The following is a 24,757-nucleotide window of genomic DNA, read 5'->3' on the forward strand; positions in this document are numbered from 1 at the left end:
TGCGACGCTGCGCGTCGCGAACACTCGCTGCGCTCGCAGACACCCGTGTGTCCAGCCCAGGTTGGACACACAGATCTGACCCAGAGTCAGATCTGATGTACAGTCACAATGGCTGGCCGGCGACGATCGGGTCAGCCTGCCCGGACAACCGGCGCAGCGCTGCCCGCACCACTGCCGGGTCGTTGGAGTGCCAGAACGGCGGGAGCGAGGAACGCAAGAACCGCCCGTAACGCGCAGTGTCGAACCGGGAATCCAGCACGGCAACCACGCCACGGTCGTCGTCGGATCGCACTAGCCGGCCGGCGCCCTGCGCGAGGCGGACCGCCGCCGCGGCCGCGTAGACGGACATGAACCCGTTGCCGCCGGCCTCGTCGGCAGCCCGCGCCCGGGCCGCAGCCAGCGGTTCGTCCGGGCGCGGGAACGGGATCCGGTCGATCGCGACGAGTTGGCACGAGGCGCCCGGCACGTCGATGCCGTGCCACAGCGACAGCGTGCCGAACAGGCACGCGGATGGGTCCTCGGTGAACTGTCGCACCAGTTCCGACAGCGTGTCGTCGCCCTGGCACAGCACCGGGACCGAAAGGCGCGGGCGGAGCGCGTCGACGGTCTGCTCCGCCACCCGCCGCGAGGAGAACAGGCCCAGGGTGCGGCCACCCGCGCACTCGATCAGCTCGGCAAGCTCCTCGAGCGCCGCGTCGGACAACCCGTCCCGCCCCGGCGGCGGCAGATGCCGCGCCACGTAGAGGATTGCCTGCTTGCGGTAGTCGAACGGCGAGCCGACATCCATGGCTCGCCAGCGCAGCGATTTGGCCTCGACGGCCACCGCGTCGCCCTCGGTGCCGGGCTCGTCCTGGGCCCCCTCGGCATCGTTCGCAACATCCACCAGACCTGACGGAGCCTCAGTTCGCATCGGGGCCTGGGATTCCACGTTGCCGGCAATCGGCAGCCCGAAGCTGCGGACCGCATGCTCGAAGTTCCCCCCGATCGCCAGGGTCGCCGAGGTCAGCACGACGGTCCGGGTGGCGAACAGTGAGTCCCGCAGCAAGCCGGCCACCGACAGCGGGGCGACCCGCAGCACCCGACCGCGGCGTTCCTCGACCGACAGCCAAGCCACGTCCCACTCGGTCGGCGCCGCCAGGCGGCCGGCGGTCTCGACGATCTCCTCGACCCCGACCCGGGCGATCCGCTTGGCCAGCAGCACATCCGCGCCGTCGTCCTTGGACGTCGAGATCGACCCGAGGACCGCACGGGCCGCGTCGCGTAGCGCGGCGAGTTCGGCCCGCAGCAGGTCCGGCATCGGGCGCAGCGCCCCCGGCTCGACCTGCGCGAGCGTCGCCGCGACCCCATCGGCGACGCCGGAAAGGATCTCCACGGCACGCTCGTCGGCGACCCGGGTCGCGGCGCGGGCGGCGCGCTCGGCCATGGCCGGCGTCAGTTCGGCGGTTGCGACCGCCGAGACCCGATCGATCAGCTCGTGGGCCTCGTCGATGACCACCGCCCCGTGGTCGGGCAGGACCGGGATGCTCTCCAGAGCGTCGATCGCCAGCAGCGCATGGTTGGTGACGACCACGTCGGCCTCACCGGCCAACCCACGGGCCAGCTCCGAGAAGCACTCCGCGCCCTGCGGACAGCGGGTCGCACCGAGGCACTCCCGGGACGAGACCGCGACCTGCGCCCACGCGCGGTCGCTCACCCCGGGCACCAGATCGTCGCGATCGCCGGTGTCGGTCTCCTCCGCCCAGGCCCTGGCCCGCATCACCTCGCGCCCCAGGGCGCTGGTCGGCGCCTCGAGCGCGGCGGAGCCGAACAGGCTGTCCTCGCCGGAGTCGCCGGACTCACCACCGCCGAGGCGGTGCTTGCACACGTAGTTGTTCCGGCCCTTGAGGATCGCGAACGTCGGGGTCCGGCCGAGTTCCGTCGCGGCCGCGGCGACCAGGCGCGGCAGGTCGCGGCGGACCAGCTGTGCCTGCAGACCGAGCGTCGCCGTGGCGATCACCACCGGACGCCGGTTCAGCAGGGCCGGGACCAGGTAGCCCAGCGACTTGCCGGTCCCGGTGCCGGCCTGGACGAGCAGATGCTCCTTGTCGGCCATCGCCGCGGCGACCGCCTCGGCCATGACCAGCTGCCCGGGCCGTGCGGTGCCACCGAGCTCGCGGACCGCAACCGCGAGCAACTCCCCGACCGACCGCCCCATCCGGCCGAGACTAAAGCACCAGCCGCCGGGGTGCGGTCAGGACTGATTCGCTGTGGAGAACGGCGCGAGTTCGGCGGCCAGCGCCTCACCGACCCGGGCCCGCAGGCGGGTCCCCCGGCCGGTGTGCTCCAGCTCCAGCACGTCGCCCTGCTCATGTACCCGGGCCACCAGGGCGCCGAACTCGTAGGGCACGAGCACGTCGACCTCGATCTCCGGCCGCGGGATCGCGGCCGCTATCGCGGCGATCAGCCCGTCCAGCCCGGCGCCGCTGCGCGCCGACACCACCACGGCGCTGGACTCCCGGCGCACCAGGCGCTCGAGCACGTACGGGTCGGCCGCGTCCGACTTGTTCACCACCACCAGCTCAGGCACGTCGCGGGCATCGATCTCGGCGAGCACGGCACGGACGGCGCTCAGCTGCGCCTCGGGCTCCGCGTCGGAGCCGTCGACCACGTGCAGGATCAGGTCGGCCTGGCCGATCTCCTCCAGCGTGGAGCGGAACGCCTCGACCAACTGGTGCGGCAGATGCCGGACGAACCCGACCGTGTCGGTGATCGTGAACTCGCGCCCGTCCGGGGTCGTCGCCCGGCGGACGGTCGGATCCAGGGTCGCGAACAGCGCGTTCTCGACCAGCACTCCGGCGCCGGTGAGCCGGTTCAGCAGCGAGGACTTGCCCGCGTTGGTGTATCCGACGATCGCCACCGAGGCGACCCCGTGCCGGCGCCGCTCGGTGCGCTGGGTCTCCCGAGCCGTGCTCATCTCGGTGATCTCCCGGCGCAGCTTCGCCGTCCTCGTCCGGATCCGCCGGCGGTCCGTCTCGATCTTCGTCTCACCTGGCCCGCGGCCACCGATACCGGCACCGCCGGCCACCCGGCCACCACCCTGCCGGGACATCGACTGACCCCAACCACGCAGCCGCGGCAGCATGTACTGCAGCTGCGCCAGCTCGACCTGCGCCTTGCCCTCCCGGGACTTCGCATGCTGGGCGAAGATGTCGAGGATCAGCGCGGTCCGGTCGATGACCTTGACCTTGACCACGTTCTCCAGCTGCACCAACTGGCCGGGGGTCAGTTCACCGTCGCAGATCAGGGTGTCGGCGCCGGTCGCGACGATGACCTCTGCCAGCGACTTCGCCTTGCCGGAACCGACATAGGTCGCCGGGTCGGGCCGGACGCGCCGCTGCACGAACCCGTCGAGGACCACCGCACCCGCCGTCTCGGCCAGCCGGCGCAGTTCGTGCAAGGAGTTCTCGGCCTCGGCGCCGGTCCCGGAGGTCCAGACCCCGATCAGGACGACCCGCTCCAGCCGCAGCTGCCGGTACTCGACCTCGGTGACGTCGACCAGCTCGGTTGACAGCCCCGGCACCCGACGCAATGCGTGACGTTCGGCCAGGTCGAGCTGGTCGCCGTCCGGGTCGAGCGACTCGGACTCGTCGAACTCGTCGAACTCCCACGCGTTGGTACTCGTCATACGCTCCCGATTCCCAGGCCGGAGATCTCCATCGCAGCGTCCCATGCGGAGCGTCCGGATTCCCAGTCGTTTCCGCCCAGCCACTGGCCCCGGGCGACCAGCACGGCCGGCCCGGTCATCAGAACCCGGTCATACCCGGAGGTCTCGATCTCCAACCGCCCGCCGCGGACGTCGACAGTGCACCGCCCGGGCGGCACCCGCCCGGCGCGCATCGCCGCGGCCACCACCGCACAGACGCCGGTGCCGCAGGAGCGGGTCTCCCCCGACCCACGCTCGTGGACCCGCAGCGCCAGGTGTCCCGGGCCTGCGTCGACCACGAACTCGACGTTGACGCCGTCGGGGAACGCCCCGGGAGGGTCGACGAGCGGGGCGTGGAGCAGGTCGCCGGCCTGCCCGAGATCCTCGATGAAGCTGACCGCGTGCGGATTGGGCATGAGCACCGCGGTGGCCGGCCACGACCGCTGTCCGACGGTGACCCTGACCTCGCCGACCTCGGGAAATGTCGCCTCGCCCATGTCGACGGTGACCGGACCCGATTCCGGGCACCGGACCGTTCGCGGGCCGCCTCGGGTGGCCACCACGAACTCGCCCGGCTTTGCCAACCCCTCGTCCACCAGGAAGCGGGCGAACACCCGTAGCCCGTTCCCGCACATCTCGGCGATCGAACCGTCGGAGTTGCGGTAATCCATGAACCACTGCGCCTGGCCGGCCTGGTCCGCGGCGACCGGGTCGGCGTCGGCCCGCACCACCCGCAGGATCCCGTCGCCGCCGATGCCCGCGCGCCGGTCGCAGATCGCCGCGACCTGCGCCGCGGCGAGGGTCAGCCTGCCCGCCGGGTCCGGCAGGAGGACGAAGTCGTTCTCGGTCCCGTGACCCTTCACGAACGGCAGCGGCTGCGTCATCACGAACAAGATTACGTTCTTACGACTCCGGTTGCTCGGCAACGAGGCGCAACGCCGCGGCGACCAGGTCCGGCCGCAGGCCGTCCAGCCACGCCACGCGCGGGTCGCGGGCGAACCACCGCTCCTGCCGCCGGGCGAACTTCCGGGTCGCCGCGACTGTCGCCTGGCGGGCTTCCTCGGCCGAGCAGCGGCCGTCGAGTTGGTCGAGCACCTGCGCGTAGCCCAGCGCCCGCGAGGCCGTGCGGCCCTCCCGCAGGCCGTCGACCGCCAACCCGGCGACCTCCGCCACGAACCCGGCTTCCCACATCGCCGCGACCCGCTCGGTGATCCGCCGGTCGAGCTCGTCACGGTCGACGCGCAACCCGATCTGCAGTGCCGGCTGCCGGTAGACCGGCGCGGGCAGCGAAGCGGTGAACGCCGCCCCGGTCAGCTCGATGACCTCCAGGGCGCGGACGATCCGTCGGGTGTTGCCGGGCAGGATCCGGGCCGCGGCCTGTGGGTCCAGGGCAGCCAGCCGGGCGTGCAGCGCGCCCGGTTCGGCATCGGCTGCCTCGGACTCCAGCCGGCCGCGTACCGCCGGATCGGTGCCGGGGAACGCCAGGTCGTCGAGCACCGCGCGGACGTAGAGCCCGGAGCCGCCGACGAGCACGGCGGCCCGGTCGGCCGCCTGCAGGACGGCGATGCGGTCGCGGGCCAACCGCTGGTACTCGGCCACCGCGGCCGGCTCCCGGACGTCCCAGATGTCGAGCAGGTGATGCGGGACGCCACCGCGCTCGGCCTGCGTCAGCTTGGCGGTGCCGATGTCCATGCCGCGGTAGAGCTGCATCGAGTCGGCGTTGATCACCTCGGCACCCAACTCCCGCGCCAGTGCCACGCCGAGAGCCGACTTGCCGGAGGCGGTAGGGCCGACCACCGCCAGCAGCGACCGCGTCATCGCCGCTGCCAGGCAGCCACGAAATACCCGACGCCATAAGGGCATTCCCGGTGCAGGGCGCTCGCCGACCACGGCCCACCGGCGGCCTCGACGGCCCCGGCGAGCACCTGCCAGGCGGCGCGACCGGCGGCCTTCAGCTCGGCCGCGCACACCGGGTCGACCCGCAGCAGCGCGGCGGCGTCGGCGGTGCTCAGCGCCGTCCACACCGCGTCGTCGAACGGCTCGGCGGCCGCGACCGCGGCGCCCGGCGGGGCGTTGCGGCCCACCCCGCTGCCGTCGCCCAGGACCAGCAACAGGACTGACGGCCCGTCAGTCAGCCGCTTGCCCAGCGCCACGCACTCGGCCGGCGCAGCCGCCTCGTGCACCGCCCAGAACTGCGTCGGCCCGGCCCAACCGACCCGGTCGAGCAGCTGCCGCCCGACGCTCAGCGACAACGGCAACGGCAACGGGGGCGGTCGCGGCGGCGGCAGCGCACCACCGAAACCCAACGGGGCAAGTGGCAACTCCGCGCCCGGCGCGCCGAATCCGGCCGTGGCGTCGGGCCCCGGTCGCCCGAACCTGGCGGTCGCCGGGGCACCCCCGATCACCACAACCCGTTCGCGTCCGTGTCCGCCACCGGCAGTCACGACCCGCCCCGACACAGCCGGGTGTGCCAGGTGGCTGCGCCCGCATCCGACAGCGAGGCGACCTGGTCCAGCACCACTCGGCGCCGCGCCACGTCGTCGGCGGCGGCCGCCCAGTCGAACTGGAACGCCGGCTCGAGGACCTCCGGGGCACCGGCGTCGAGGGCGTCGACCAGTTCGGCGATCAGCACCCGTTCCTGGGCCTGCACCCCGACCCGGAACGGGGTCCGCATGACATACCGAGCCGCGACCGCCTTGAGCAGCGCCACTTCCACCAGCGTGGCGCGAGGCACGACCAGATCGGCCGCGTACCGGGTCAGTTGCGCGCCGTCGTGGTGCCCCCGGGTGGCGGCTTCCGCCGCGTGGCAGAACCGGCCGATCAGTTGGCTGGTCAGGTTCTTCAGCGCCGCCAGCCCGCGCCGGGTGCGGTCCGGGGTCGCCGGCCAGAACGGCTGGGCCAGCAGCGTGTCGATGGCGTCGGTGAGTTCGGCGCCGCCGACATCCATCAGGTAAGCCTCCTTGACGACCTGCGCCAGGTCGGCCCGCTCGTCGTCGGCCCGTAACGAGCGCAGGTCGATCGTGCCTGCGTAGATCCCGTCCTCCACGTCGTGCACCGAGTAGGCGACGTCGTCGGCGAAATCCATGATCTGCGCCTCGAGGCAGCGCACGCCGTCGGGGCGCCCGGCCCGCAGCCACCGGTACACGGCGACGTCGTCGGCGTAGCAGCCGAACTTGCGCAGCTGACTCTGCCGCGACCACGGGTACTTCACGGTGGCGTCCAGGGCCGCCCGGGTCAGGTTGAGCCCGGCACTGCTGCCGTCGGCCCGGATCGTCTTGCCCTCCAGCCGGGTCAGCACTCGCAGCGTCTGGGCATTGCCCTCGAAGCCGCCGCACCCGGCCGCCGCCAGGTCCAGGGCGTCCTCGCCGTTGTGACCGAACGGCGGGTGTCCCAGGTCGTGCGCCAGGCACGCGGTCTCGACGAGCTCCGGGTCGGCCCCGAGTCGACGGCCGAGTTCGCGGCCGATCTGGCCGACCTCGAGGGAGTGGGTCAGGCGATTGCGGGCGAAGTCGTCGCTGTCCGGGGCGACGACCTGGGTCTTGGCGGCCAGGCGCCGGAACGCCGCGGCGTGCAGGACCCGCGCGCGGTCGCGCTGGAACGCGTTCCGGCCGGCCCGCTTCGGCGGCTCGAGCACCCAGCGTTCGATGTCCGCGGGCTCGTACCCGGCCGGGAGTTCCTGGTCCTCCATGACGTCCTCGACATTAGAGGGTGCACCGCATCCGGCGACGTGACGCCACCTCAGACCGGCGATGGGCATCCGGCACGTGCCGCGATGTGAGCACTTCATGAACTGCGGGGCCGGACGGGTGAACGGCGCCCGGAACGCCCGGCCGGACAGTGATCCGCGGCGCTAGAAGGGAGATGTCCGGCGTGCTCACGGTGCCGGCGCCTCTCTGACGGAGGAGACGTGGCTCGTCGCAGGCTCGGTCGCGCGTTCGCTGCCGCTGTGCCGGCGGGCGGGGCGCTGGTCGCACCGGTCGCGGGCGCGGCCGCGCACGTGACGCCCGCCGGGACGACAGTCGGGATCCCCTCGGTGGCCAGTGACGGTTCGGACGCGCAGGCGCCCGGACAGGACGGGCAGAACGCCGCTCTGGTCGGCAACGGCGGGAACGGTGGGAACGGCGGCTTCGGCTACGCCGGAGCGAACCCGTCCGCGGCGGGCACGGCATCCGCGGGCGCGGACCAGACGGCTCCCGGCAGCATCAGCAGCCCCGGCGCGAATGGCGCGCCTGGGCACGCTGGGGGGCCCGGCGGCGCCGGTGCGCCCGCCGACTCGATTCACGGCGCGGGCAGCGGCGGGTCGGGCGGCGCGGGCGGCACCGGCGCCGCGGGGGGTCCGGGGGGCGTCGGCAGCAGCGGTCTCGCGGCCGGGTCGGGCGGCTCCGGCGGAGCGGGTGGGCCGGGTGGGCCCGGTTCCGTGGGCGGCCCGGGCTCGGTCGGTGGCCGCGGCGGACCGGCCGGACCGGGTGGGGACGGCGGCGGAGCCGGCCTGCTCGGCAACCAAGGTCCGTCGGGCGCCTCCGGTCAGAACGGCACGGGCGGATCCGCCGGCGGCTCCGGCTCACCCGGGGTCAACGGCCCGGCCGGGCCCGTGAGCTAACGAAGTCGATCGACGGGAAAAGGGGAAACCGTGACTCGCCAACCGCTCAAGCGCAAGCTACTCGTCGCCGTGCTCGCGACGGGCGTCCTTGGCGCCGCGGCTCAACTCGCCGGCGCCGCGCCCACAACGGGACACGGCGGCGCGGCAGCGCCGGCGTCCCGGATCGCACTCCTGGGACCGCTGATCGGCAACGGCGCCGCAGGCTCCGCGCCGGGACAGAGCGGTGCTGATGCGGTACTGCTCGGAAACGGTGGAGCCGGAGCGCCGGGCGGACCGGGTCAACCCGGAGGGCAAGGCGGTAAGGGCGGACTCCTGTTGGGCGCCGGTGGCGTGGGCGGAGCGGGCGGCGCCGGCGCACCCGGCGCCCCAGGGGCGAATCCCGCACCGGGCGCCCCGGCGGCGGGCGGCACCACCGGAAGCACGGGTGCTGCCGGCGGGGCGGGCGCCGACGGCACGGTGGCCGGTCAACCCGGTGGTTCGGGTGGCGCAGGCGGGCAGGCCGGTACCGGCCAAGCTGCCGGGGTGGGGGGTCCCGGCGGTGCGGGCGCGCTCGGCTCAGCCGGCGGAACCGGCGGAACCGGCGGGCCGGGGCTCGGATCCGAACCGAGCGGGACCGGTGGTGCGGGCGGATCCGGAGGTAGCGGCGTCACAGGCGGAGCAGGCGGATCCGGCGCGCCGGGTGGAGCGGGCGGCGACGCCTCCGGTCTGCTGAGTCCAGGCGGGAACGGTGGGGCCGGCGGCCAGGGTGCCGCCGGCGGCGCCGGGGCGCCGGGTGCGACCGGGGGTGATGGCGGCTCCGGCGGCGCCGGCCGCAATGTGGCCGGCCAGGGCCCGGTTACGCCCTCCGGGGCGGGCGGGCCAGGCGGCCCCGGCGGGTCCGGCGGCGCCGGTAGCGCAGGCGGTCAAGGCGCGCACGGTGGTAACGGCGGATCGGGCGGCCTTCTCGGCACCCGGGGAGCGAGCGGCAGCTCTGGAGCCCCCGGTTCCCCCGGCGCCGCCGGGGCCGCAGGTGCCCCAGGTGCAGCCGGTACGGCGCAGCTTCCCGCCGGCACGACTCTCACCGCCGGCGAGGATCACACGTGCGCGCTGGTCCCGTCGGGCCAAATCGAGTGTTGGGGCGACAACTCGGGCGGGGAACTCGGCAGTCCCATCGGTGCCGGACTCTCCGCCCCGCAACCGAACCCGCTCACTGTCGTCGACGCTTCCGGCAAGCCGTTGACAGCCGTCGCGATCAGCGCCCACGAGGTCCACACCTGCGCGATCTCGACCCAGGGTGCCATTTACTGCTGGGGCCAGAGCACCGTCGGAGACCTCGGCCCCAACGGCGGCGAGGACAGCACAGCGACCCCCGTTCTCCCCGTGGTGGTCACCGGCCTGCCCGCAGGCTCCACGCCAGTTGCTGTCGCTGCCGGCGGGGCCTTCACCTGCGCGCTGCTGTCCGCGGGCACGATCTACTGCTGGGGTTACAACGGATACGGCCAACTCGGCCCGCAGGGCGGTTCCGGCGGCGGCACCCCCGTGCAGCTCACCGGCTTACCTGCGGGAACGAAGGCGATCGCCGTGGCAGCCGGCGAGCTGCACGCGTGTGCCCTGCTCGACAACGGAACCGCGTACTGCTGGGGCGACAACCAATACGGCCAGCTCGGCCCCAACGGCGGTTCCGGCGGCGGCACCCCCGCGCAGGTCACCGGGCTGCCCGCCGGAACCAGGGTCGTGGGCCTGGCAGCCGGTACCAATCACACCTGCGCGACGCTCGACGACGGAAAGGCCTACTGCTGGGGCCTCAACGAGTTCGCGCAGCTCGGACCGAACGGTGGAGACGGCAGCAACACCCCCGTGGTGGTCGCCGGACTACTCGCCCCCGGCACCAAGGCCATTGGTATTGCGGCCGGCGAGCTTCACACCTGCGCCGTTCTCGACAACGGTGCCGCCTACTGCTGGGGAGGAGACACCGTCGGTCAGGTCGGCCCCGGTTTCCCCAGCGGCGGGCTCGACGACCCGGCTCCTACCCTGATCACCGGGTTGCCCGCCGGAAGCAAGGTGGTGGCCCTGGCATCCGGCGGGTACCACAACTGTGCGCTGCTCGACAGCGGGCAGGTCTACTGCTGGGGTTTCGATGCCGACGGACAACTGGGCCCTGCCGGCACCGCCGGCAGCGAAACCGGTTCCTCCACGCCACTCCAGGTCACCGGTTTCGTTGCGAAGGTCGACTGAAGCTTCCCCCGACCTGCCCCGGCTCGCGCGTCAGCGGCTGTCGCTGCCCGCCGCCGAATTCGCCGCGCGGCCGGCCTCCAGCCGGGCGACCGGCACCCGGAACGGCGAGCAGGACACGTAGTCCAGGCCCACCTCGGCGAAGAAGTGGATCGAGTCCGGGTCGCCGCCGTGCTCGCCGCACACTCCGAGCTTCAGCCCCGGCTTGACCTTGCGGCCCTCGGTGCTGGCGATACGAACCAGGCGGCCGACGCCTTCGCGGTCCAAGGACTCGAACGGCGAGACCCCGAAGATGCCCTTCTCCAGGTACTGGGTGAAGAACGCGGCCTCGACGTCGTCGCGGGAGAAGCCCCATGTCGTCTGGGTCAGGTCGTTGGTGCCGTAGGAGAAGAAGTCGGCGGCCTCGGCGATCTGATCCGCGGTCAGCGCGGCCCGCGGCAGCTCGATCATCGTGCCGATCGGGATGTCCAGGGACTGTCCGGACGAGGAGACGACATCGGCGATCACGCCGACCGCCTCATCACGCACCAGCTCCAGCTCCTGCACCGCGCCCACCAGCGGGATCATGACCTCCGGCAACGGGTTGCCACCGGCGGCCTTGCGCTCCGCGGCCGCTTCGGCGATCGCGCGGACCTGCATGGCGAACAGACCCGGGATGACTACGCCGAGTCGCACGCCCCGCAACCCGAGCATCGGGTTGGACTCGTGCAGCCGGTTGACCGCGGCCAGCAGTTCCTTGTCGTGGCCCGGATCCTCGCCCTTGGCCTCGGCCACGGCCACCTTCACCGCGAGCTCGGTCAGGTTCGGCAGGAACTCGTGCAGCGGCGGGTCGATCAGCCGGACGGTGACCGGCAGGCCGTCCATCGCCTCGAAGATCTCCAGGAAGTCCTGCTTCTGCAGGGGTTCCAGGGCCTCCAGGGCCGACTCGCGCTCGTCATCGTTGGTGGCCAGGATCAGCTTCTCGACGTGGGCAGCCCGGTCGCCGAGGAACATGTGCTCGGTGCGGCACAGGCCGATACCCTCTGCGCCCATGCGCCGGGCCCGGGCCGAGTCCTCCGGGGTGTCGGCATTGGTGCGGATCTTCAACTTGCGGGCGGCGTCGGCGTGGCCGATCAGCCGGTGCACGGCCTTGACCAGGTCGTCGGCGTCCGCGGAGTCCGGCTTCAGGCGGCCCTCGAAGTACTCGACCACGGGCGAGGGCATGACGGGGACCTCGCCGAGATACACCGCGCCTGAGGAGCCGTCGATCGAGAGCACGTCGCCCTCGCGGATCACCTGACCACCGACGGTGATGGTCTTCGCGCGGGTGTCGACGTCGAGTTCCTCGGCGCCGCAGACGCAGGTCTTGCCCATGCCGCGGGCGACCACAGCCGCGTGGGAGGTCTTGCCACCGCGGGAGGTCAGAATGCCGCGAGCGGCGATCATGCCCTCGAGGTCGTCGGGGTTGGTCTCCCGACGAACCAGGATCACGGCCTCGCCACGCTCGGCCCAGGCCACGGCGTCGCGCGAGGAGAAGACCGCCTTGCCCACGGCTGCGCCGGGCGAGGCGTTCATGCCCTTGGTGAGCCGCTTGGGCTTACCGCTCTCGTCGAAGCGCGGGAACATCAGCTGCGTCAGCTGAGCCCCCGTCACCCGCTGCAGGGCCTCGTCGAGGTCGATCAGGCCCTGGTCGACCAGCTGGGTGGCGATTCGGAACGCGGCGCCGGCGGTGCGCTTGCCGACGCGGGTCTGCAGCATCCAGAGCTTGCCCCGCTCGATGGTGAACTCGATGTCGCACAGGTCGCGGTAGTGATTCTCCAGCTTGGCCATGATGGCCATCAGCTCGTCGAACGACCTCTTGTCGAGCTTCTCCAGGTCCTGCAGCGGCAGCGTGTTCCGGATGCCGGCCACGACGTCCTCGCCCTGGGCGTTGGCCAGGTAGTCGCCGTAAAGTCCCTGCGCGCCGGAGCCCGGGTCGCGGGTGAACGCAACACCGGTGCCGGAGTCCATGCCGAGGTTGCCGAACACCATCGTGCAGACGTTGACCGCGGTGCCGAGGTCGGCCGGGATGCGCTCCTGGCGGCGGTAGAGGATCGCGCGCGGCGCGTTCCAGGAGTCGAAGACCGCCTTGACCGCCAGGTCCATCTGCTCCCGCGGGTCCTGCGGGAACTCGCGGCCGGCGTGGTGCCGGATGATCCCCTTGAAGCCGTCCACCAGCACGCGCAGGTCCTCGGCGTCGAGGTCCAGGTCCGCGGTGGTGTTCTTGGCCCGCTTGGCGGCGTCGATGGCGTCCTCGAAGTGCTCGCCCTCGATGCCCAGCACGGTTTTGCCGAACATCTGCAGCAGGCGGCGGTAGGAGTCCCAGGCGAAGCGGTCGTTGCCGGACTGCTTGGCCAGGCCCGCCACCGACTCGTCGTTCAGGCCGATGTTCAGGACGGTCTCCATCATCCCGGGCATCGAGAACTTGGCACCGGAACGCACGGAGACGAGCAGCGGGTCATCGGCCGCACCGAGCGCCTTGCCCATCTTCGCCTCGAGCGCGCGCAGATACTCGGTGACCTGCTCCGACAGCTGGTCGGGCGCGGAGCCGGTGACGAGGTAGGCCTTGCAGGCCTCGGTCGTGATGACGAATCCCGGTGGTACCGGCAGGCCGAGGTTGGTCATCTCGGCGAGGTTCGCGCCCTTGCCGCCGAGCAGGTCCTTCAGGTCGCGGTTGCCCTCGGTGAAGTCGTACACGAACTTCGGCACTGGCTTTCCTGCCTCCCCGGATACCCCACCGGGTATCGCGACCTGATTGACCCGCCAACCCTACCCAGCCCAGGTTCGGGGTCACCCGTTCGGCCTGACGGTCGTTGTAGCGGGCCGGGCGGGGCCTACTGACGCCCGGACTCAGCGCTTGGGCGGGGAGAAGCGCTCCAGGACCGACTTCTCGTAGCCGCGGTCGAGGCCGTCGTGCATCAACGTCGGGGCGCCCAGCATCGCGACCAACCGGTCGCGCAACGGGCCGCAGACCGAGACGTGCGTGCGGTAGCCCCAGCCGTTGATGAACCACACCGAGGCGTCGAACTGGGTCTTGAGGTAGGAGACGATCGAACGCGCGGTGTTCTGCGGGTTGAAGTCGGACAATCGCGACATGTAGTCGGTCCAGTCGACGACCGCGGGATTCTTCTCCGCGGGCAGCTCGACGCGGTTGACCCCGACGACGTCCAGACGGGCCTCGATCGACGGCGCCAACTGGTCCGGGCAGTAGACGATCAGGTCGCCGTAGCCGGCGTGCTTGTTGAGGACGTCGGCCACCTGGTCGGCCTGGGTGTGCGGGGTGGTCGCCGCGGTCAAGCCGCCGGAAAGCCCGATCGCCACCAGGACGGCCAGCGCGGCGTGGCCGGCCTGCCGCGGCAGCCGGGTCACCCCGATCGCGAGCAGCAGGATGAACACCGGCACAACGACCGCGGTGTAGCGGATGGCGACCGCGCTGCCGGAGACAACCGCCGAGGTCAGCCCGGTCAGCAGCGTCGCGACGAGCAAGGCCGCGAGCAGGCCGCTGCGCAGCGCCGGTCGCCCGGAGAACAGCAGCGCCCCCGAGGACGTCCGACGGCCGAACACGGCCACGAACAGCAGCGGCGAGACCAGCAGCCCCGCGCACATCCCAGCCGGCCCCGTGCCGCCGAACCAGTCGATCGGCAGCTCAGCCAGCGTGCCGAGGTCGGGGGTGTCGGCCCAGGGCGCCGCGGTGTGCCGCGACTGCCAGAGCATCGAGGGCACCCACGGCAGGTAGGCCAGCGCGCCACAGGCACCAGCCGTCAGGGCGCGGGTCACGAAGCGCCGTTCCATCGGGCGGCGCCAGGCCACCACGAGCAGGAACGCGGCCGCGTTGACCACCAGGAACAGGGTCCAGTAGTGGGTGTAGAGCAGGGCCGCGGTCAGCGCGCCGACCGCCAGCAGGCTCGCGGTGTCGTCCAGTCGCCGCAGCCGCTCGAGGGCGAGCACCCCGAGCAGGACCTCGAGGAACACCAGCGAGTACATCCGGGCCTCGCCGGAGTACCGGATCGCCCACGGGCTGGAGGACAGCAGCAGCAGGACCACCGCGGCCAGTTCCCGGGAACCGCCCAGCCGCCGGGTGACCCGCCAGGACAGCGGCAAGGCCGCGATCGAGGCGAGCATCGACATCGAGCGGATGGCCCAGACGCCGTGGCCGAACACCTGCATCCAGAAGTGCAGCAGCACGTAATACAGCGGCGGGGCGCCGTCGGTGCGCAGCGCGTCGGGGAGGTCGGACAGCGGCATCCGGGCGAACGCGACGGTCTGTGACTCGTCGAGCCAGAGAGCCGAGAACGACCACAGCCGCAACCCGACACCGAGCGCCACGACCACACCGACCAGCACGGCGGGTCGCCGAAGGACCCGCTCGCGGCGGCTCTCTGACGCTACGTCAGGCAGGCCCGCGGCGCGGACCGGCGTGGTCAACAGGCTCACGATCGGCTACCGGCTCGCAGAGACTCGATCAGCTCGGGGGTTGTTCACCTCGGCCGCCCGGGCACGCTTCCAGGCATCGGTCACGCGGGCGGGCAGAACCGGCGCGGACCGCCCGGTGCCCCCGGTGCCCGTGCCTCCGCCGGACCCGTCGGACCGCTTCTCCTCGTGGTACTCCTCCTCGACGTTCACCGACCACAGGTCGCGCGGCCAGGGTTCATTCTCGGGGGCACAGATGTTGTCGACCGCGTACATGGCGGTGACCATCGAGTGGTCCTGGTTGTTGTAGCGGTGCATGCCGTTGCGGCCGGTGGCCTGCACGTTCAGCGTCTGTGCGGCCAGCCAGTCGCGGATCACGTCGACGCGGCGGTCGTAGCCCTCGTCGTAGATCGGGTACGCCTTCGGGACCCGGACCACGTAGCCGGCCTCGACGGCGGCGCCCTTGATCAGCCCGAGCTGGGCCAGTTCGCGCTTGGCCAGCGCGATCAGCTCCTCGTCGGAGGCGGTCCAGGTGCCGTCGCCCTCGTTGACGAAGTACTCCAGGCCGAGGCAGGTGCGGCCGTCCTTGACCAGGTACGGCGACCAGGAGCCGTAGTTCTGGATCCGGCCCACCTTCACGCCCGGGGTGTGGATGTAGATCCAGTTGTCCGGGAAGCCGGCCGACTCCGGGACGACCAGGGCGACGGTGACGAAGTCGCGGTAACCCAGCCCGTTGGCGGCGTCGGCCACGTCCTTCGGGGCCTTGGGGTCCATCGACAGGACCAGCTGCGAGAGCGGCATCGAGGAGATCACGTGGCTGCACTCGAGGAGCTGCTCGCGGCCCTCGCGCAGGACCGTCACGGCCCGCACCCGGTCGCCCTCGCGGTGCAGGGCGACCACCGGGGTCTCCATCAACACCTGGCCGCCGGCCTCCACGACGAGGTCGCGGCACTTCTCCCACATCATCCCGGGCCCGTACTTCGGGTACTGGAAACGGTCGATGAGCGTGGTGATCTCGGTCTGGCCCTTCGGCTGCAGGATCGCGTTCTTGATCGCGCCGAACAGGGACAGGTTCTTGATGCGTTGGGCCGCCCAGTCCGCCTGGATCTCGGTGCCCGGGATGCCCCAGAGCTTCTCGGTGTAGGTCTTGAAGAAGATTCGGTAGAGCCGCCAGCCGAACCGCGCCGCGACCCAGCCCTCGAAGTTCGACTGGTCCTTCGGCGGGTGCACGCGGACCCACACGTAGGACAGCACGCAGCGGATGGCCTCGAGGATGCCGAGGCCCTTCAGCGCGTTGCCCGCCTTCAGCGGGTAGTCGAAGAGCTTGCCCCCGTACAGGATCCGGCTCATCCGGGGACGTTGGAGGAAGTCCTCGTCCGGCAGCACCTCGTGCCAGAACTGCTCGACCTCAGGGACCTTGGTGAAGAACCGGTGGCCGCCGATGTCGAAGCGCCATCCGTCCCGCATCTCGGTCCGGCTGATGCCACCGACCTGGTCCGTCGCCTCCAGGACGACGACCTGACGGCCGCGTCGTACCAGCTCCAGGGCCGCGGTGAGACCCGCGGGCCCGGCGCCGACTACAACGACCGGATCCGTCTCGGCGGTCGGCTCCGCAACTGCCATCGATGTGATTCCTCTCGGTCGCACGGACGCGATCCCCGGGGGGATTCTTTCGGGTTTCTGCCCACAACTGAGCCGTCAGGAGCTGAGGAGCGCGACACGTGCCCAAATTGGAATGAAAGGGGTGGTCCCGAATCAGCCGCCCGAGGTCGGCGCCAGTCCCGTCTCGTCGGGGACGACCGCGTCGGCGAAGGCGTCGCTCAGCCACCCGTCGGGCAACGCCACCTGCCGCGGCGAGCCGGTCCGGCCGCGCGGCACTCCGACGGCGTCCGCCGGGAACGGCTGTCCGGTGTCCAGGCGGTCGAGCAGGCTGTCCAACTCGGACAACGAGTCGACCAGGCCCAGCGAACTACGGATCTGGGGACCCACGGCGAACCCCTTCAGGTACCAGGCGATGTGTTTGCGGATCTCCCGGCAGGCCCACAGCTCCGCAGCGGATGGGCTGCGGCCCTCACCCACGGCGTCAGCAGCCATCAGCGCAGCGTGCCGCCGCAGCGTGGCGACAACCTGCTCCAACCCCGGATGCCCAGGGTCCGACTCACCGCCCAGGACGGCGGCGAGATTGCCGAACAGCCAGGGCCTTCCCAGACATCCGCGCCCCACGACTACCCCGTCGCAGCCCGTCGAAGCCATCATCGCGACCGCATCGGCCGCCTCCCAGACGTCGCCGTTGCCCAGCACCGGGACGTCGAGGGCCTCTTTCAGACGCGCGATCGCCGACCAGTCCGCGGTTCCGGAGTAGTGCTGGGCCGCGGTCCGGGCGTGCAGCGCGACCCAGCTCACACCCTCGGCAGCGGCGATCCGACCCGCGTCGAGGTACGTCAGGTGCTCGTCGTCGATGCCCAGCCGCATCTTCACCGTGACCGGGATCCGCCCGTCGGCCCCGGCCACGGCCGCCCGCACGACCCGGGTGAACAGCTTGCGTTTGAACGGCAAGGCCGCCCCGCCGCCCTTGCGGGTGACTTTCGCCACCGGGCAGCCGAAGTTGAGGTCGACATGGTCGGCGAGGTCCTCGGCGACCACCAACCGGACCGCGGCGCCGATCGAGGCCTCGTCGGTGCCGTAGAGCTGCAGGCTGCGGGGCTGCTCCTGCGCCCCGAACCCGACCATCGCCCAGGTCGTGCGGTCGCGTTCGACCAGGCCACGGGCGGTGACCATCTCGTTGACGTAGAGCCCGGGCGCGGCCGACCCCCCGGAAACACCCATCTTCTGTGCGTGTCCGCGCCCTTCCGACCCCTCCGAAGGGCGCGGACACCCACAGAAGATGGAGTCAGTCGCGGCGTCGCGGCACAGCGAACGGAACGCACGGTTGGTGATCCCGGCCATCGGGGCCAGCACGACCGGAGGCCACACCTCGTGCGCCCCCAGGCGCAGCGCGGCGGCCGGTACGACGGTCATGGCAGGCGGTCCTCCGAAGGGCTTACCGGCCGGCCTGCCGATGGGCTCAGTAGCAACCGCGCAGTCGCTCGGCGAGATAGGACTGGAGCCGGTCCAGCGAGACCCGGTCCTGCTTCATGGTGTCACGTTCCCGGACGGTGACCGTGTGGTCGGCCAGGCCGGAGAAGTCCAGGGTCACGCAGAACGGCGTCCCGATCTCGTCCTGCCGGCGGTATCGCCGGCCGATCGCGCCGGAGTCGTCGAACTCGACGGTCCAGTCCTGGCGCAGCGCCGCGGCCAGGTCGCGGGCGGCTGGTGAGAGCTCCGGGTTGCGCGACAGCGGGAGCACAGCGACCTTGACCGGGGACAGCCGGTGGTCCAGTCGCAGCACGCTGCGCGGCTTGGCCACCCCGTTGGCGTCCGGCGCGAAGTCCTCGGACATCGCCGAGGCCAGGAAAGCCAGCAGACAGCGGTTCAGCCCGGCGGTCGGGGTGATGACGTACGGCATCCACCGCAGGCCCGTGCGCTGGTCGTAGCAGCTCAGGTCGACGCCGGAGGCTCGACTGTGTGCCAGCAGGTCGGCGTCGTTGCGGTTGGCCAGCGCCTCCAACTTGCCCCACGTGGCATCCGACAGCCCGTAGCGGAACTCGATGTCGGTGGCCCGGGCGGTGGCGCCGGCGCGCGGATCGACGTCCCGCTCGACGCGACGCAGATCCTGCTCAGGCAGGCCCAGGTCGATGTACCAGTTCCAGCGCTGCTCGATCCAGTACCGGTGCCAGTGCGCGTCAGTACCGGGTTGGACGAAGTACGCCATGCCCATCTGCTCGAACTCGTTGGTGCGAAAGCCCTGGTCGGTGGCGACGGCGTTGCGGAACGAGCGACCGATCTGGGCGACCCCGAAGGGCGGTTGCCGGCGCGCCGACCGCATGATGTTGGCGAAGTTGACCAGGATGCCCTGGATGGGGTCGTGCCGCAGGAAGTGCATCGCCTGCTGGCCGTCCGGCATGGTGGTCCGCGCGTGCACGCCGACCTCGAGCACCTGCGGCTCACCGAAGGTCCCGACACTGCCGCAGTGCGGGCAGCGAATCTCGGCCAGCGCCCGACTGTCCGGGACGGGCAGGCCGATCCGCACGCGTTGTCGGCACACCTGGCACTGGATCAGCGCGATCCGCCGCCCGTCCGGCCGCTCCGCGGCCCGCCACATCGCGGGCGCCGCGATGACCGCGGACTCCATCCCGACGACGTCCTCACGGCTGCGGACGCAGACCTTCCACCACTGCCGCTTGATGTTCTCCTTGAGCTCCACACCCAGCGGCCCGAGGTCCCAGGCGGAGGCGAACACCTCGACGCCCATACCGGCCGGACCGGATTCGGGGTAGATCTCGGCAGACGGATATCCGAAGCCGCGCCGCTTGCTCAGCCCGACGATCTCGTCGATTCGGTCGGGAGACAAGAGGCGGACTCCGAGGCGCTATGGCGGTGGAGGCAGCACCTTACCGTCGGATCGAGCCTGCCGACACCCCTGTCGGCGTTTCTGACGGAGCGTCAGTTGTCTTGACTCTCACGTTTGTCGACCCGTCGGAAATGGATCATGTTCTTTCACACACGGGTGATGATTTCGAAAGTGCACGGCTCGTCGGCGAAACGCGACGTCAGGGGCATCACGGCGGCGCGGATCATGCTCGCGGTCAGCCCGCGACGCCCACTTCCCACGTCGGTCCACTCGGCCGTGAGCACCCAGCACTCCGGATCGTCCACCGCCTGCCCGAGACGTCCGCCCACCCAGCCCGGACGGGTCGCCAGCGCCGCGAACGCCACCTGGGCGTCAGCCGCCAGGGCAGCGGAGTCGGTGACTTTCTCCAGGCGGGCGACCAGCAGCACCGGGACAGCCTGCCATGCCGTCACTCACCCGCAGCTGCCTGCTCCGCATCGACGCCGGCAGGATGTGCCCATGTCCAGCCGACCGCCCAGGCGACCACCGAGCCGGCCGCCGAGCCGGCCGAAGAACGTCGTGCCCGCCGAAGCGGTGGCCAACCGCGTTGCCGTCTCCACGGCGACCGGCCTGGCCCTGCTGCTCGGGCTGCCCAAGTTCGTGCTGCCGGTGACTTCGGCGATCCTGCTGCTGATCGGCCTGATCACGGGCGGGATCGTGGGCATGGTCCTGCTGCTGGCAGTGGCCGGCGTACTGGGCTGGCTGCTGGTCGCCTTCTGGCCGGTCACGCCGCCGCGCGGCCGGATGATCCGGGCGATCGTGGTGCTGGGGATCGCGGTCGTCGGGGTGCTCAAGGCCGTCTGAGCGAGCTGTTGGAATTGACAACGATTGCCAACAAGTTCAGCATCGTGGTCGCGCCGATGGTGCAGGAGGCAGCATGAGCGAGGGCACCGTCGGCATGCAGCGGACTACCCGGCAGCGCGCAGCCGTCTCCGCGGCGCTGGACTCGGTCACCGACTTCCGCAGCGCCCAGGAACTGCACGACCTGCTGCGCCGCCGCGGCGAGAACGTCGGGCTGACCACCGTTTACCGCACGTTGCAGAGCTTCGCGGAGGTCGGCGAGGTCGACATGCTGCGCACCGACGACGGTGAGTCCGTCTACCGCCGCTGCAGCCGCGGACACCATCACCACCTGGTCTGCCGAGTGTGCGGCCGAGCCGTCGAGGTCGAGGGACCGGCCGTGGAGCAGTGGGCCGACCGGGTCGCCGCCGAACACGGATTCACCGAGGTCAGCCACACGATGGAGATCTTCGGCCGCTGCGCCGACTGCTAAAGCGTGTCTCAGCCGACCTCGAACACCCGCGAGGCCGGCGCCGGGTCGACGTGCCCGGCCGAGTCCACCGCGCGGGCCCACAACCGGTGCTTGCCCGGCCTGGCGTTCCAGGTGACCGTGCTGCCGCAGCGGTGCCACCGCCCGGCGTCGAACCTGCACTGGAACCAGGTCGGGGCCGTGTCGGAGGTGAGCACGAACCGCTGCAGTCCGGCCGCGACCTTGCCCACCGGGCCGACGTCGATCTGGGTGTGCGGCGGGACCAGCGGCGCGGTCACCGGGGTCTGCGCCGCCGGGTAGGCCGGACCGGACCAGTCGATCACGAACGCGTCGCCGGCGTGGTTGTTGTCGGCCGGGACGAGGTTCTCCGCCGCGGAGGCGAAGACCACGTGCGCGGCGTCCGGGGTGAGGAAGACCCCGAAGCTCGAACCGCCGGGGAACGGGTGGCCGGGCACCGCGGCGATCATCCGGATCGCGCCGGTCCGCATGTCCTTCAGGTAGGCGCTGTCGGTCCGCGCCACGTGGCCGGCGCCCAGGTCGTCGGCGAAGGAGGTGAAGGCCACCCAGCGGCCGTCGTAGCTCAGCGAGGCACCGTAACTGGCGCCGCGCTCGTCGAGCAGGCCGGGCAGTTTCCGCTCGCTGACCAGCGTGGTGGTGTTCGCGGTCAGGTCGCGCACATAGACGTCCGGGGTTAAGTCGTGGTCGGCGGACGACAGCGGCCAACTCGTGGCGAACGCCAGGTGCTTGCCGTCGCCGGACATCGCCACGTCCTCGATGTGCCCGCAGCCGCCCGCGGAGTCGGTGGCCACGCTGGCCACCGTGCCCAGACCGGTGACCAGGTCCTTCACGTAGGCGTCCTCGCAGGTACCACCGCGGGTGCCGGCCTCCACGAACGCGACCTTGTTGCCGTCGGCGCTGATCGACGGGCCCGCGCTGCCGGCCGCCAACGGGCCGCCGGTGGGATCGAGGGAGATCTGGCGGACGCCACCGCCGTTGCGGTCCCAGACGTACACCTCGCCCCGGTGGGTGTCGTCGTTGTGGCCGGCCACGAGGTTCCCGGCCCGGGAGTCGAACGCCACCCGGTCGCCGGCGGAGTCGATGCTGACCGAACCGCTGTCGTCGTCGGCGGCGACACCGGGGCCGGCGGTCAGCAGGGTGGTACGTCCGGTCCGCAGGTCGCGCAGGTAGACGTGGCCGACCCCGGGCCGGGTCGGTTGGGGCACGAGGTCGGTGGCGTAGGACTCGAAGGCGACGTAGTGGCCGTCGGCCGAGATCGCCGGCCCGGTGCTGGCCTGTCCGCCGGGCGCACCGGAGGGCGTGGCGCTGACCAGCGTCGTGGTTCTTCTCTGCCGGTCGCGGACGAGCACCTGGGACCGTCGGACACCGGAGGCGCCGAGGTTCTTGGCCAGCGTGGCGAACGCGACGTAGCGGCCGTCGGCGCTGATCGAGGGTCGGTCGAGGATTCCGGCGTCCGCCTGGGCGTCGCCGGGGGCGAGGTCGACCCGGTCGACGGTCCCGTGCGGCAGGATCTGGGCTGCCCCGGGGGCGGGGGCCGACCGTGTGGCACGGACGGCCGGCGGTCGACCCCGCGCCGAACGGGACACCGAATCCGTGGCAGCGGATTTCGGCTGCGGGATGGGGGCCAGAGCCGCGTCGAGAACGGCAGCGGAGGGGTTACCAGCCCCAGCCGAGCCCTGCCCGATCGCAAGCATCGTCGTCATCACGGCGACGAGAAGCAGGCCGGTGGCCGGCCGCGCACGGCGGCCTGCCACCGACTGCCGGTGACCGCACGGGCGGCGAACATCTCGCCCGCTTTCCGGTGTCACTTCTTGGCCCTCCCGCGCTTGTCCTACAACCGGAGGCTAGGCAGGCGAGGCGTTGTCCAAACGTGACCGACACGCGGCTCTGCACACAATGTCGGAACTATCTCAGGATTGCTTAGGTAACTGAATATCCAGCCCTGTCTGGCCTTTTTTCTGACGCTATGTCAGATTGTTTTCCGAGTTGGGAATCGCGCCTCCGTAGCGGCGGTCGCGGGAGGCGTAGAGCTCGATCGCATGCCACAGGTGCCGGCGGTCGAAATCCGGCCACAACGTGTCGAGGAACACCATCTCGGCGTAAGCGCTCTGCCAGATCAGGAAATTCGAGGTGCGCTGCTCCCCCGAGCTGCGGACGAACAGGTCGACGTCGGGCAGGTCCGGCTCGTCGAGGTAACGGGCGAAGACGGTCTCGTTGATGCGGTCCGGCTTCAGTCGTCCGGCCGCGACGTCGGCTGCCATCGCCTTTGCCGCGTCGGCGATCTCGGCCCGCCCGCCGTAGTTCACGCAGAACTGCAGCGTGATCTTGTCGTTGTCGCGGGTGCGTTCCTCGGCGTGCTCCAGCTCGGAGATGACGCTGCGCCACAGCTTCGGGCGCCGACCGGCCCAGCGCACCCGGACGCCCATCGCGTCGAGTTCCTCGCGCCGCCGGTGGATGACGTCGCGGTTGAAGCCCATCAGGAAGCGGACCTCGTCCGGGGTGCGCTTCCAGTTCTCGGTGGAGAACGCGTACGCGGAGATGCACTCGACGCCGATCTCGATGCCGCCGCGGATCACATCCAGCAGGGCCGTCTCGCCGGCTTGATGACCGGCGGTCCGGGGTAGGCCTCGGGCCTTGGCCCACCGGCCGTTGCCGTCCATGACGATGGCGACGTGACGGGGGATCAGATCCGTGGGCACCTGCGGCGGCCGGGCCCCGGACGGGTGCGGTGGTGGGGCCGCGTAGCTGCGCATGGTTTTCGCTTGTGCTCCTCGCTCGTGTTGCCGGCTCATGCCTGCGCCGCGCCCGGTTCCAACTGCCCGTCGCGCTCGACGTGCCGCAGCGACCGCAGCCCCCGCTCGAGGTGCCACTGCAGGTACGCCGCCACCAACCCGCTGGCCTCGCGTCGGGCCCGGCCCTCGGCCGCCTCGGCGGTGTCCCAGTCGCCGTTCAGCAGTGCGGACAACAGCATCAGCGTGTCGGCTCCGGGCGCCGCGCAGGCCGCCGGCCGGCACGCGGCGCAGGTCGCCCCGCCCCCGGGGATCGTGAAGAACCGGTGCGGACCGAGCGCCCCGCAACCCGCACACGCGTCGAAGCTCGGCGCGTAGCCGCCGAGTGCCAGCGACCGGATCAGGAAAGCGTCGAGCACGAGCACCGGGTCGCGCGGGGTCTGCGCCAACGCCCGCAGCCCACCGACCAGCAGGAGGTACTGCCGCAACGCCGGTTCGCCCTCGTTCTCGGCGAACCTCTCGGCCGCCTCGAGCATCGCCGAACCGGCAGTCCACCGCGCGTAGTCGCGGGACAGCATGCCGCCGAACGGGTCCAACGTCACGACCTGGGTGGCGATGTCCAACGACCGGCCCGTCACGCACTGGATGTCGACGTGGCTGAACGGCTCCAGGCGGGCACCGAACCGGGACGAGGTGCGCCGCACGCCTTTGGCGACCAGTCGGACCCGGCCGTGGCGACGCATCAGCAACGTGACGATCCGGTCCGCCTCACCCAGTTTTTGGGTGCGCAGGACGACCCCGTTGTCACGGTAGTAGCTCACACCGGCATTGTTCCTCAGCGCACCGACACCGACAGTGAGGCGGCCGTGGAATCTGCGGTCGCGTCCTGCGGTTGGATTCCTCATGAGCGATTACGCAGAGTGGAACCGCGGCATCATGACCGAGTTCCGCGCCAACGACGGCCAGGTCGGGGGCCCGTTCGCGGGGGCGCCCATGATCATCGTCCACCACGTCGGGCGGTCGTCCGGCAAGACGTTCGAGACACCGCTGGTCTACCAGCCGGCGGCCGACGGCCGCATGTACGTCATCGCCTCCGCGGCGGGTGCGCCGGAGCACCCGCAGTGGTACCGCAACCTGACCGCCGCCGGCTCAGCCACGGTCGAGGTGGGCGACGAGACCTTCGTGGTGAAGGTCAGCGAGCTCACCGGCGCTGAGCGCGATCGGATCTACGCGAACCAGGTGGCTGCGATGCCCGGGTTCGCGGAGTACGAGCAGAAGACCGCTGGGATCCGCACGATCCCGGTGCTGGCGCTCGACCGAAGCTGATCGT

Annotated in this window: 21 protein-coding genes; 5 read left to right on the forward strand and 16 right to left on the reverse strand. The window is 71.6% G+C overall.

Annotated features, from left to right (window positions below; translation table 11 throughout):
- Window positions 1-103: 103 nt before the first annotated feature.
- From VHU88_14655 to VHU88_14680, 6 genes are read right to left on the reverse strand one after another with little or no spacing between them, the layout of a single operon-like run.
- On the reverse strand, window positions 104-2,194 hold the full coding sequence (locus tag VHU88_14655) for an ATP-dependent DNA helicase (GenBank protein HEX3612923.1): 2,091 nt from the start codon (window positions 2,192-2,194) through the stop codon (window positions 104-106).
- A gap of 36 nt (window positions 2,195-2,230) precedes the next feature.
- Window positions 2,231-3,664: a GTPase HflX gene (gene hflX, locus VHU88_14660; protein HEX3612924.1), complete on the reverse strand. Its 1,434-nt coding sequence runs from the start codon at window positions 3,662-3,664 to the stop codon at window positions 2,231-2,233.
- Window positions 3,661-4,566 (reverse strand): diaminopimelate epimerase, encoded by a 906-nt coding sequence (dapF, locus tag VHU88_14665; protein ID HEX3612925.1) that lies wholly within the window; start codon window positions 4,564-4,566, stop codon window positions 3,661-3,663. The genes hflX and dapF overlap by 4 nt, the downstream gene beginning before the upstream one ends.
- A 19-nt stretch (window positions 4,567-4,585) precedes the next feature.
- The gene (gene miaA, locus VHU88_14670) at window positions 4,586-5,500 is read right to left on the reverse strand and encodes a tRNA (adenosine(37)-N6)-dimethylallyltransferase MiaA (protein HEX3612926.1); all 915 of its coding nucleotides are present in this window, start codon (window positions 5,498-5,500) and stop codon (window positions 4,586-4,588) included.
- Entirely contained in the window at window positions 5,497-6,126 is a 630-nt protein-coding gene (locus VHU88_14675) for a hypothetical protein (GenBank protein ID HEX3612927.1), read from the reverse strand. Before VHU88_14675 ends, miaA begins: the two co-directional genes overlap by 4 nt.
- On the reverse strand, window positions 6,123-7,370 hold the full coding sequence (locus tag VHU88_14680) for a deoxyguanosinetriphosphate triphosphohydrolase (protein ID HEX3612928.1): 1,248 nt from the start codon (window positions 7,368-7,370) through the stop codon (window positions 6,123-6,125). Before VHU88_14680 ends, VHU88_14675 begins: the two co-directional genes overlap by 4 nt.
- A 219-nt stretch (window positions 7,371-7,589) precedes the next feature.
- Between VHU88_14680 and VHU88_14685 the strand changes: the two genes are divergently transcribed.
- Window positions 7,590-8,282 (forward strand): hypothetical protein, encoded by a 693-nt coding sequence (locus VHU88_14685; GenBank protein HEX3612929.1) that lies wholly within the window; start codon window positions 7,590-7,592, stop codon window positions 8,280-8,282.
- Window positions 8,283-8,339: 57 nt separating this feature from the next.
- Here the strand turns inward: VHU88_14685 and VHU88_14690 are convergent, their stop codons facing one another.
- Window positions 8,340-8,795 (reverse strand): hypothetical protein, encoded by a 456-nt coding sequence (locus tag VHU88_14690; protein HEX3612930.1) that lies wholly within the window; start codon window positions 8,793-8,795, stop codon window positions 8,340-8,342.
- A 702-nt stretch (window positions 8,796-9,497) separates the two neighbouring features.
- Between VHU88_14690 and VHU88_14695 the strand changes: the two genes are divergently transcribed.
- Window positions 9,498-10,496: a hypothetical protein gene (locus tag VHU88_14695; protein ID HEX3612931.1), complete on the forward strand. Its 999-nt coding sequence runs from the start codon at window positions 9,498-9,500 to the stop codon at window positions 10,494-10,496.
- Between the two features lie 30 nt (window positions 10,497-10,526).
- Here the strand turns inward: VHU88_14695 and ppdK are convergent, their stop codons facing one another.
- The 6 genes from ppdK to VHU88_14725 form a co-directional block, all read right to left on the reverse strand.
- Window positions 10,527-13,220: a pyruvate, phosphate dikinase gene (gene ppdK / locus VHU88_14700; protein HEX3612932.1), complete on the reverse strand. Its 2,694-nt coding sequence runs from the start codon at window positions 13,218-13,220 to the stop codon at window positions 10,527-10,529.
- 141 nt (window positions 13,221-13,361) lie between these two features.
- A complete protein-coding gene (locus tag VHU88_14705; protein HEX3612933.1) occupies window positions 13,362-14,945 on the reverse strand; it encodes a glycosyltransferase family 39 protein in 1,584 nt (527 codons plus the stop codon).
- A 6-nt stretch (window positions 14,946-14,951) separates the two neighbouring features.
- Window positions 14,952-16,544 (reverse strand): NAD(P)/FAD-dependent oxidoreductase, encoded by a 1,593-nt coding sequence (locus VHU88_14710; GenBank protein ID HEX3612934.1) that lies wholly within the window; start codon window positions 16,542-16,544, stop codon window positions 14,952-14,954.
- 132 nt (window positions 16,545-16,676) lie between these two features.
- Complete coding sequence (gene dusB / locus VHU88_14715) at window positions 16,677-17,939, reverse strand: tRNA dihydrouridine synthase DusB (protein HEX3612935.1); 1,263 nt, start codon at window positions 17,937-17,939, stop codon at window positions 16,677-16,679.
- A gap of 46 nt (window positions 17,940-17,985) precedes the next feature.
- Window positions 17,986-19,371 carry a glycine--tRNA ligase gene (locus VHU88_14720; GenBank protein HEX3612936.1) on the reverse strand — a complete coding sequence of 462 codons (1,386 nt, stop codon included), beginning with the start codon at window positions 19,369-19,371 and terminating at the stop codon, window positions 17,986-17,988.
- A gap of 146 nt (window positions 19,372-19,517) precedes the next feature.
- Window positions 19,518-19,799 carry a hypothetical protein gene (locus VHU88_14725; GenBank protein HEX3612937.1) on the reverse strand — a complete coding sequence of 94 codons (282 nt, stop codon included), beginning with the start codon at window positions 19,797-19,799 and terminating at the stop codon, window positions 19,518-19,520.
- 70 nt (window positions 19,800-19,869) lie between these two features.
- On the opposite strand from VHU88_14725, the gene VHU88_14730 reads away from it, so the two are divergent.
- Together VHU88_14730 and VHU88_14735 are read left to right on the forward strand one after the other, a co-directional pair.
- Window positions 19,870-20,214, forward strand: a complete 345-nt coding sequence (locus VHU88_14730) for a DUF6703 family protein (GenBank protein ID HEX3612938.1) — start codon at window positions 19,870-19,872, stop codon at window positions 20,212-20,214.
- Between the two features lie 73 nt (window positions 20,215-20,287).
- On the forward strand, window positions 20,288-20,683 hold the full coding sequence (locus VHU88_14735) for a transcriptional repressor (GenBank protein ID HEX3612939.1): 396 nt from the start codon (window positions 20,288-20,290) through the stop codon (window positions 20,681-20,683).
- Between the two features lie 8 nt (window positions 20,684-20,691).
- Here VHU88_14735 and VHU88_14740 read toward each other — a convergent pair whose 3' ends face one another.
- The 3 genes from VHU88_14740 to recO all read right to left on the reverse strand — a co-directional run bounded on the left by VHU88_14740 (window position 20,692) and on the right by recO (window position 24,248).
- Window positions 20,692-22,284 carry a hypothetical protein gene (locus VHU88_14740; GenBank protein ID HEX3612940.1) on the reverse strand — a complete coding sequence of 531 codons (1,593 nt, stop codon included), beginning with the start codon at window positions 22,282-22,284 and terminating at the stop codon, window positions 20,692-20,694.
- Between the two features lie 378 nt (window positions 22,285-22,662).
- On the reverse strand, window positions 22,663-23,451 hold the full coding sequence (locus tag VHU88_14745) for an isoprenyl transferase (GenBank protein ID HEX3612941.1): 789 nt from the start codon (window positions 23,449-23,451) through the stop codon (window positions 22,663-22,665).
- Window positions 23,452-23,486: 35 nt separating this feature from the next.
- The gene (gene recO / locus VHU88_14750; GenBank protein HEX3612942.1) at window positions 23,487-24,248 is read right to left on the reverse strand and encodes a DNA repair protein RecO; all 762 of its coding nucleotides are present in this window, start codon (window positions 24,246-24,248) and stop codon (window positions 23,487-23,489) included.
- A gap of 82 nt (window positions 24,249-24,330) precedes the next feature.
- On the opposite strand from recO, the gene VHU88_14755 reads away from it, so the two are divergent.
- Window positions 24,331-24,753, forward strand: a complete 423-nt coding sequence (locus tag VHU88_14755; protein HEX3612943.1) for a nitroreductase family deazaflavin-dependent oxidoreductase — start codon at window positions 24,331-24,333, stop codon at window positions 24,751-24,753.
- The last annotated feature ends 4 nt before the right edge of the window (window positions 24,754-24,757 follow it).

The sequence above is a fragment of the Sporichthyaceae bacterium genome (assembly GCA_036269075.1).
Taxonomy (GTDB): Bacteria; Actinomycetota; Actinomycetes; order Sporichthyales; family Sporichthyaceae; genus DASQPJ01.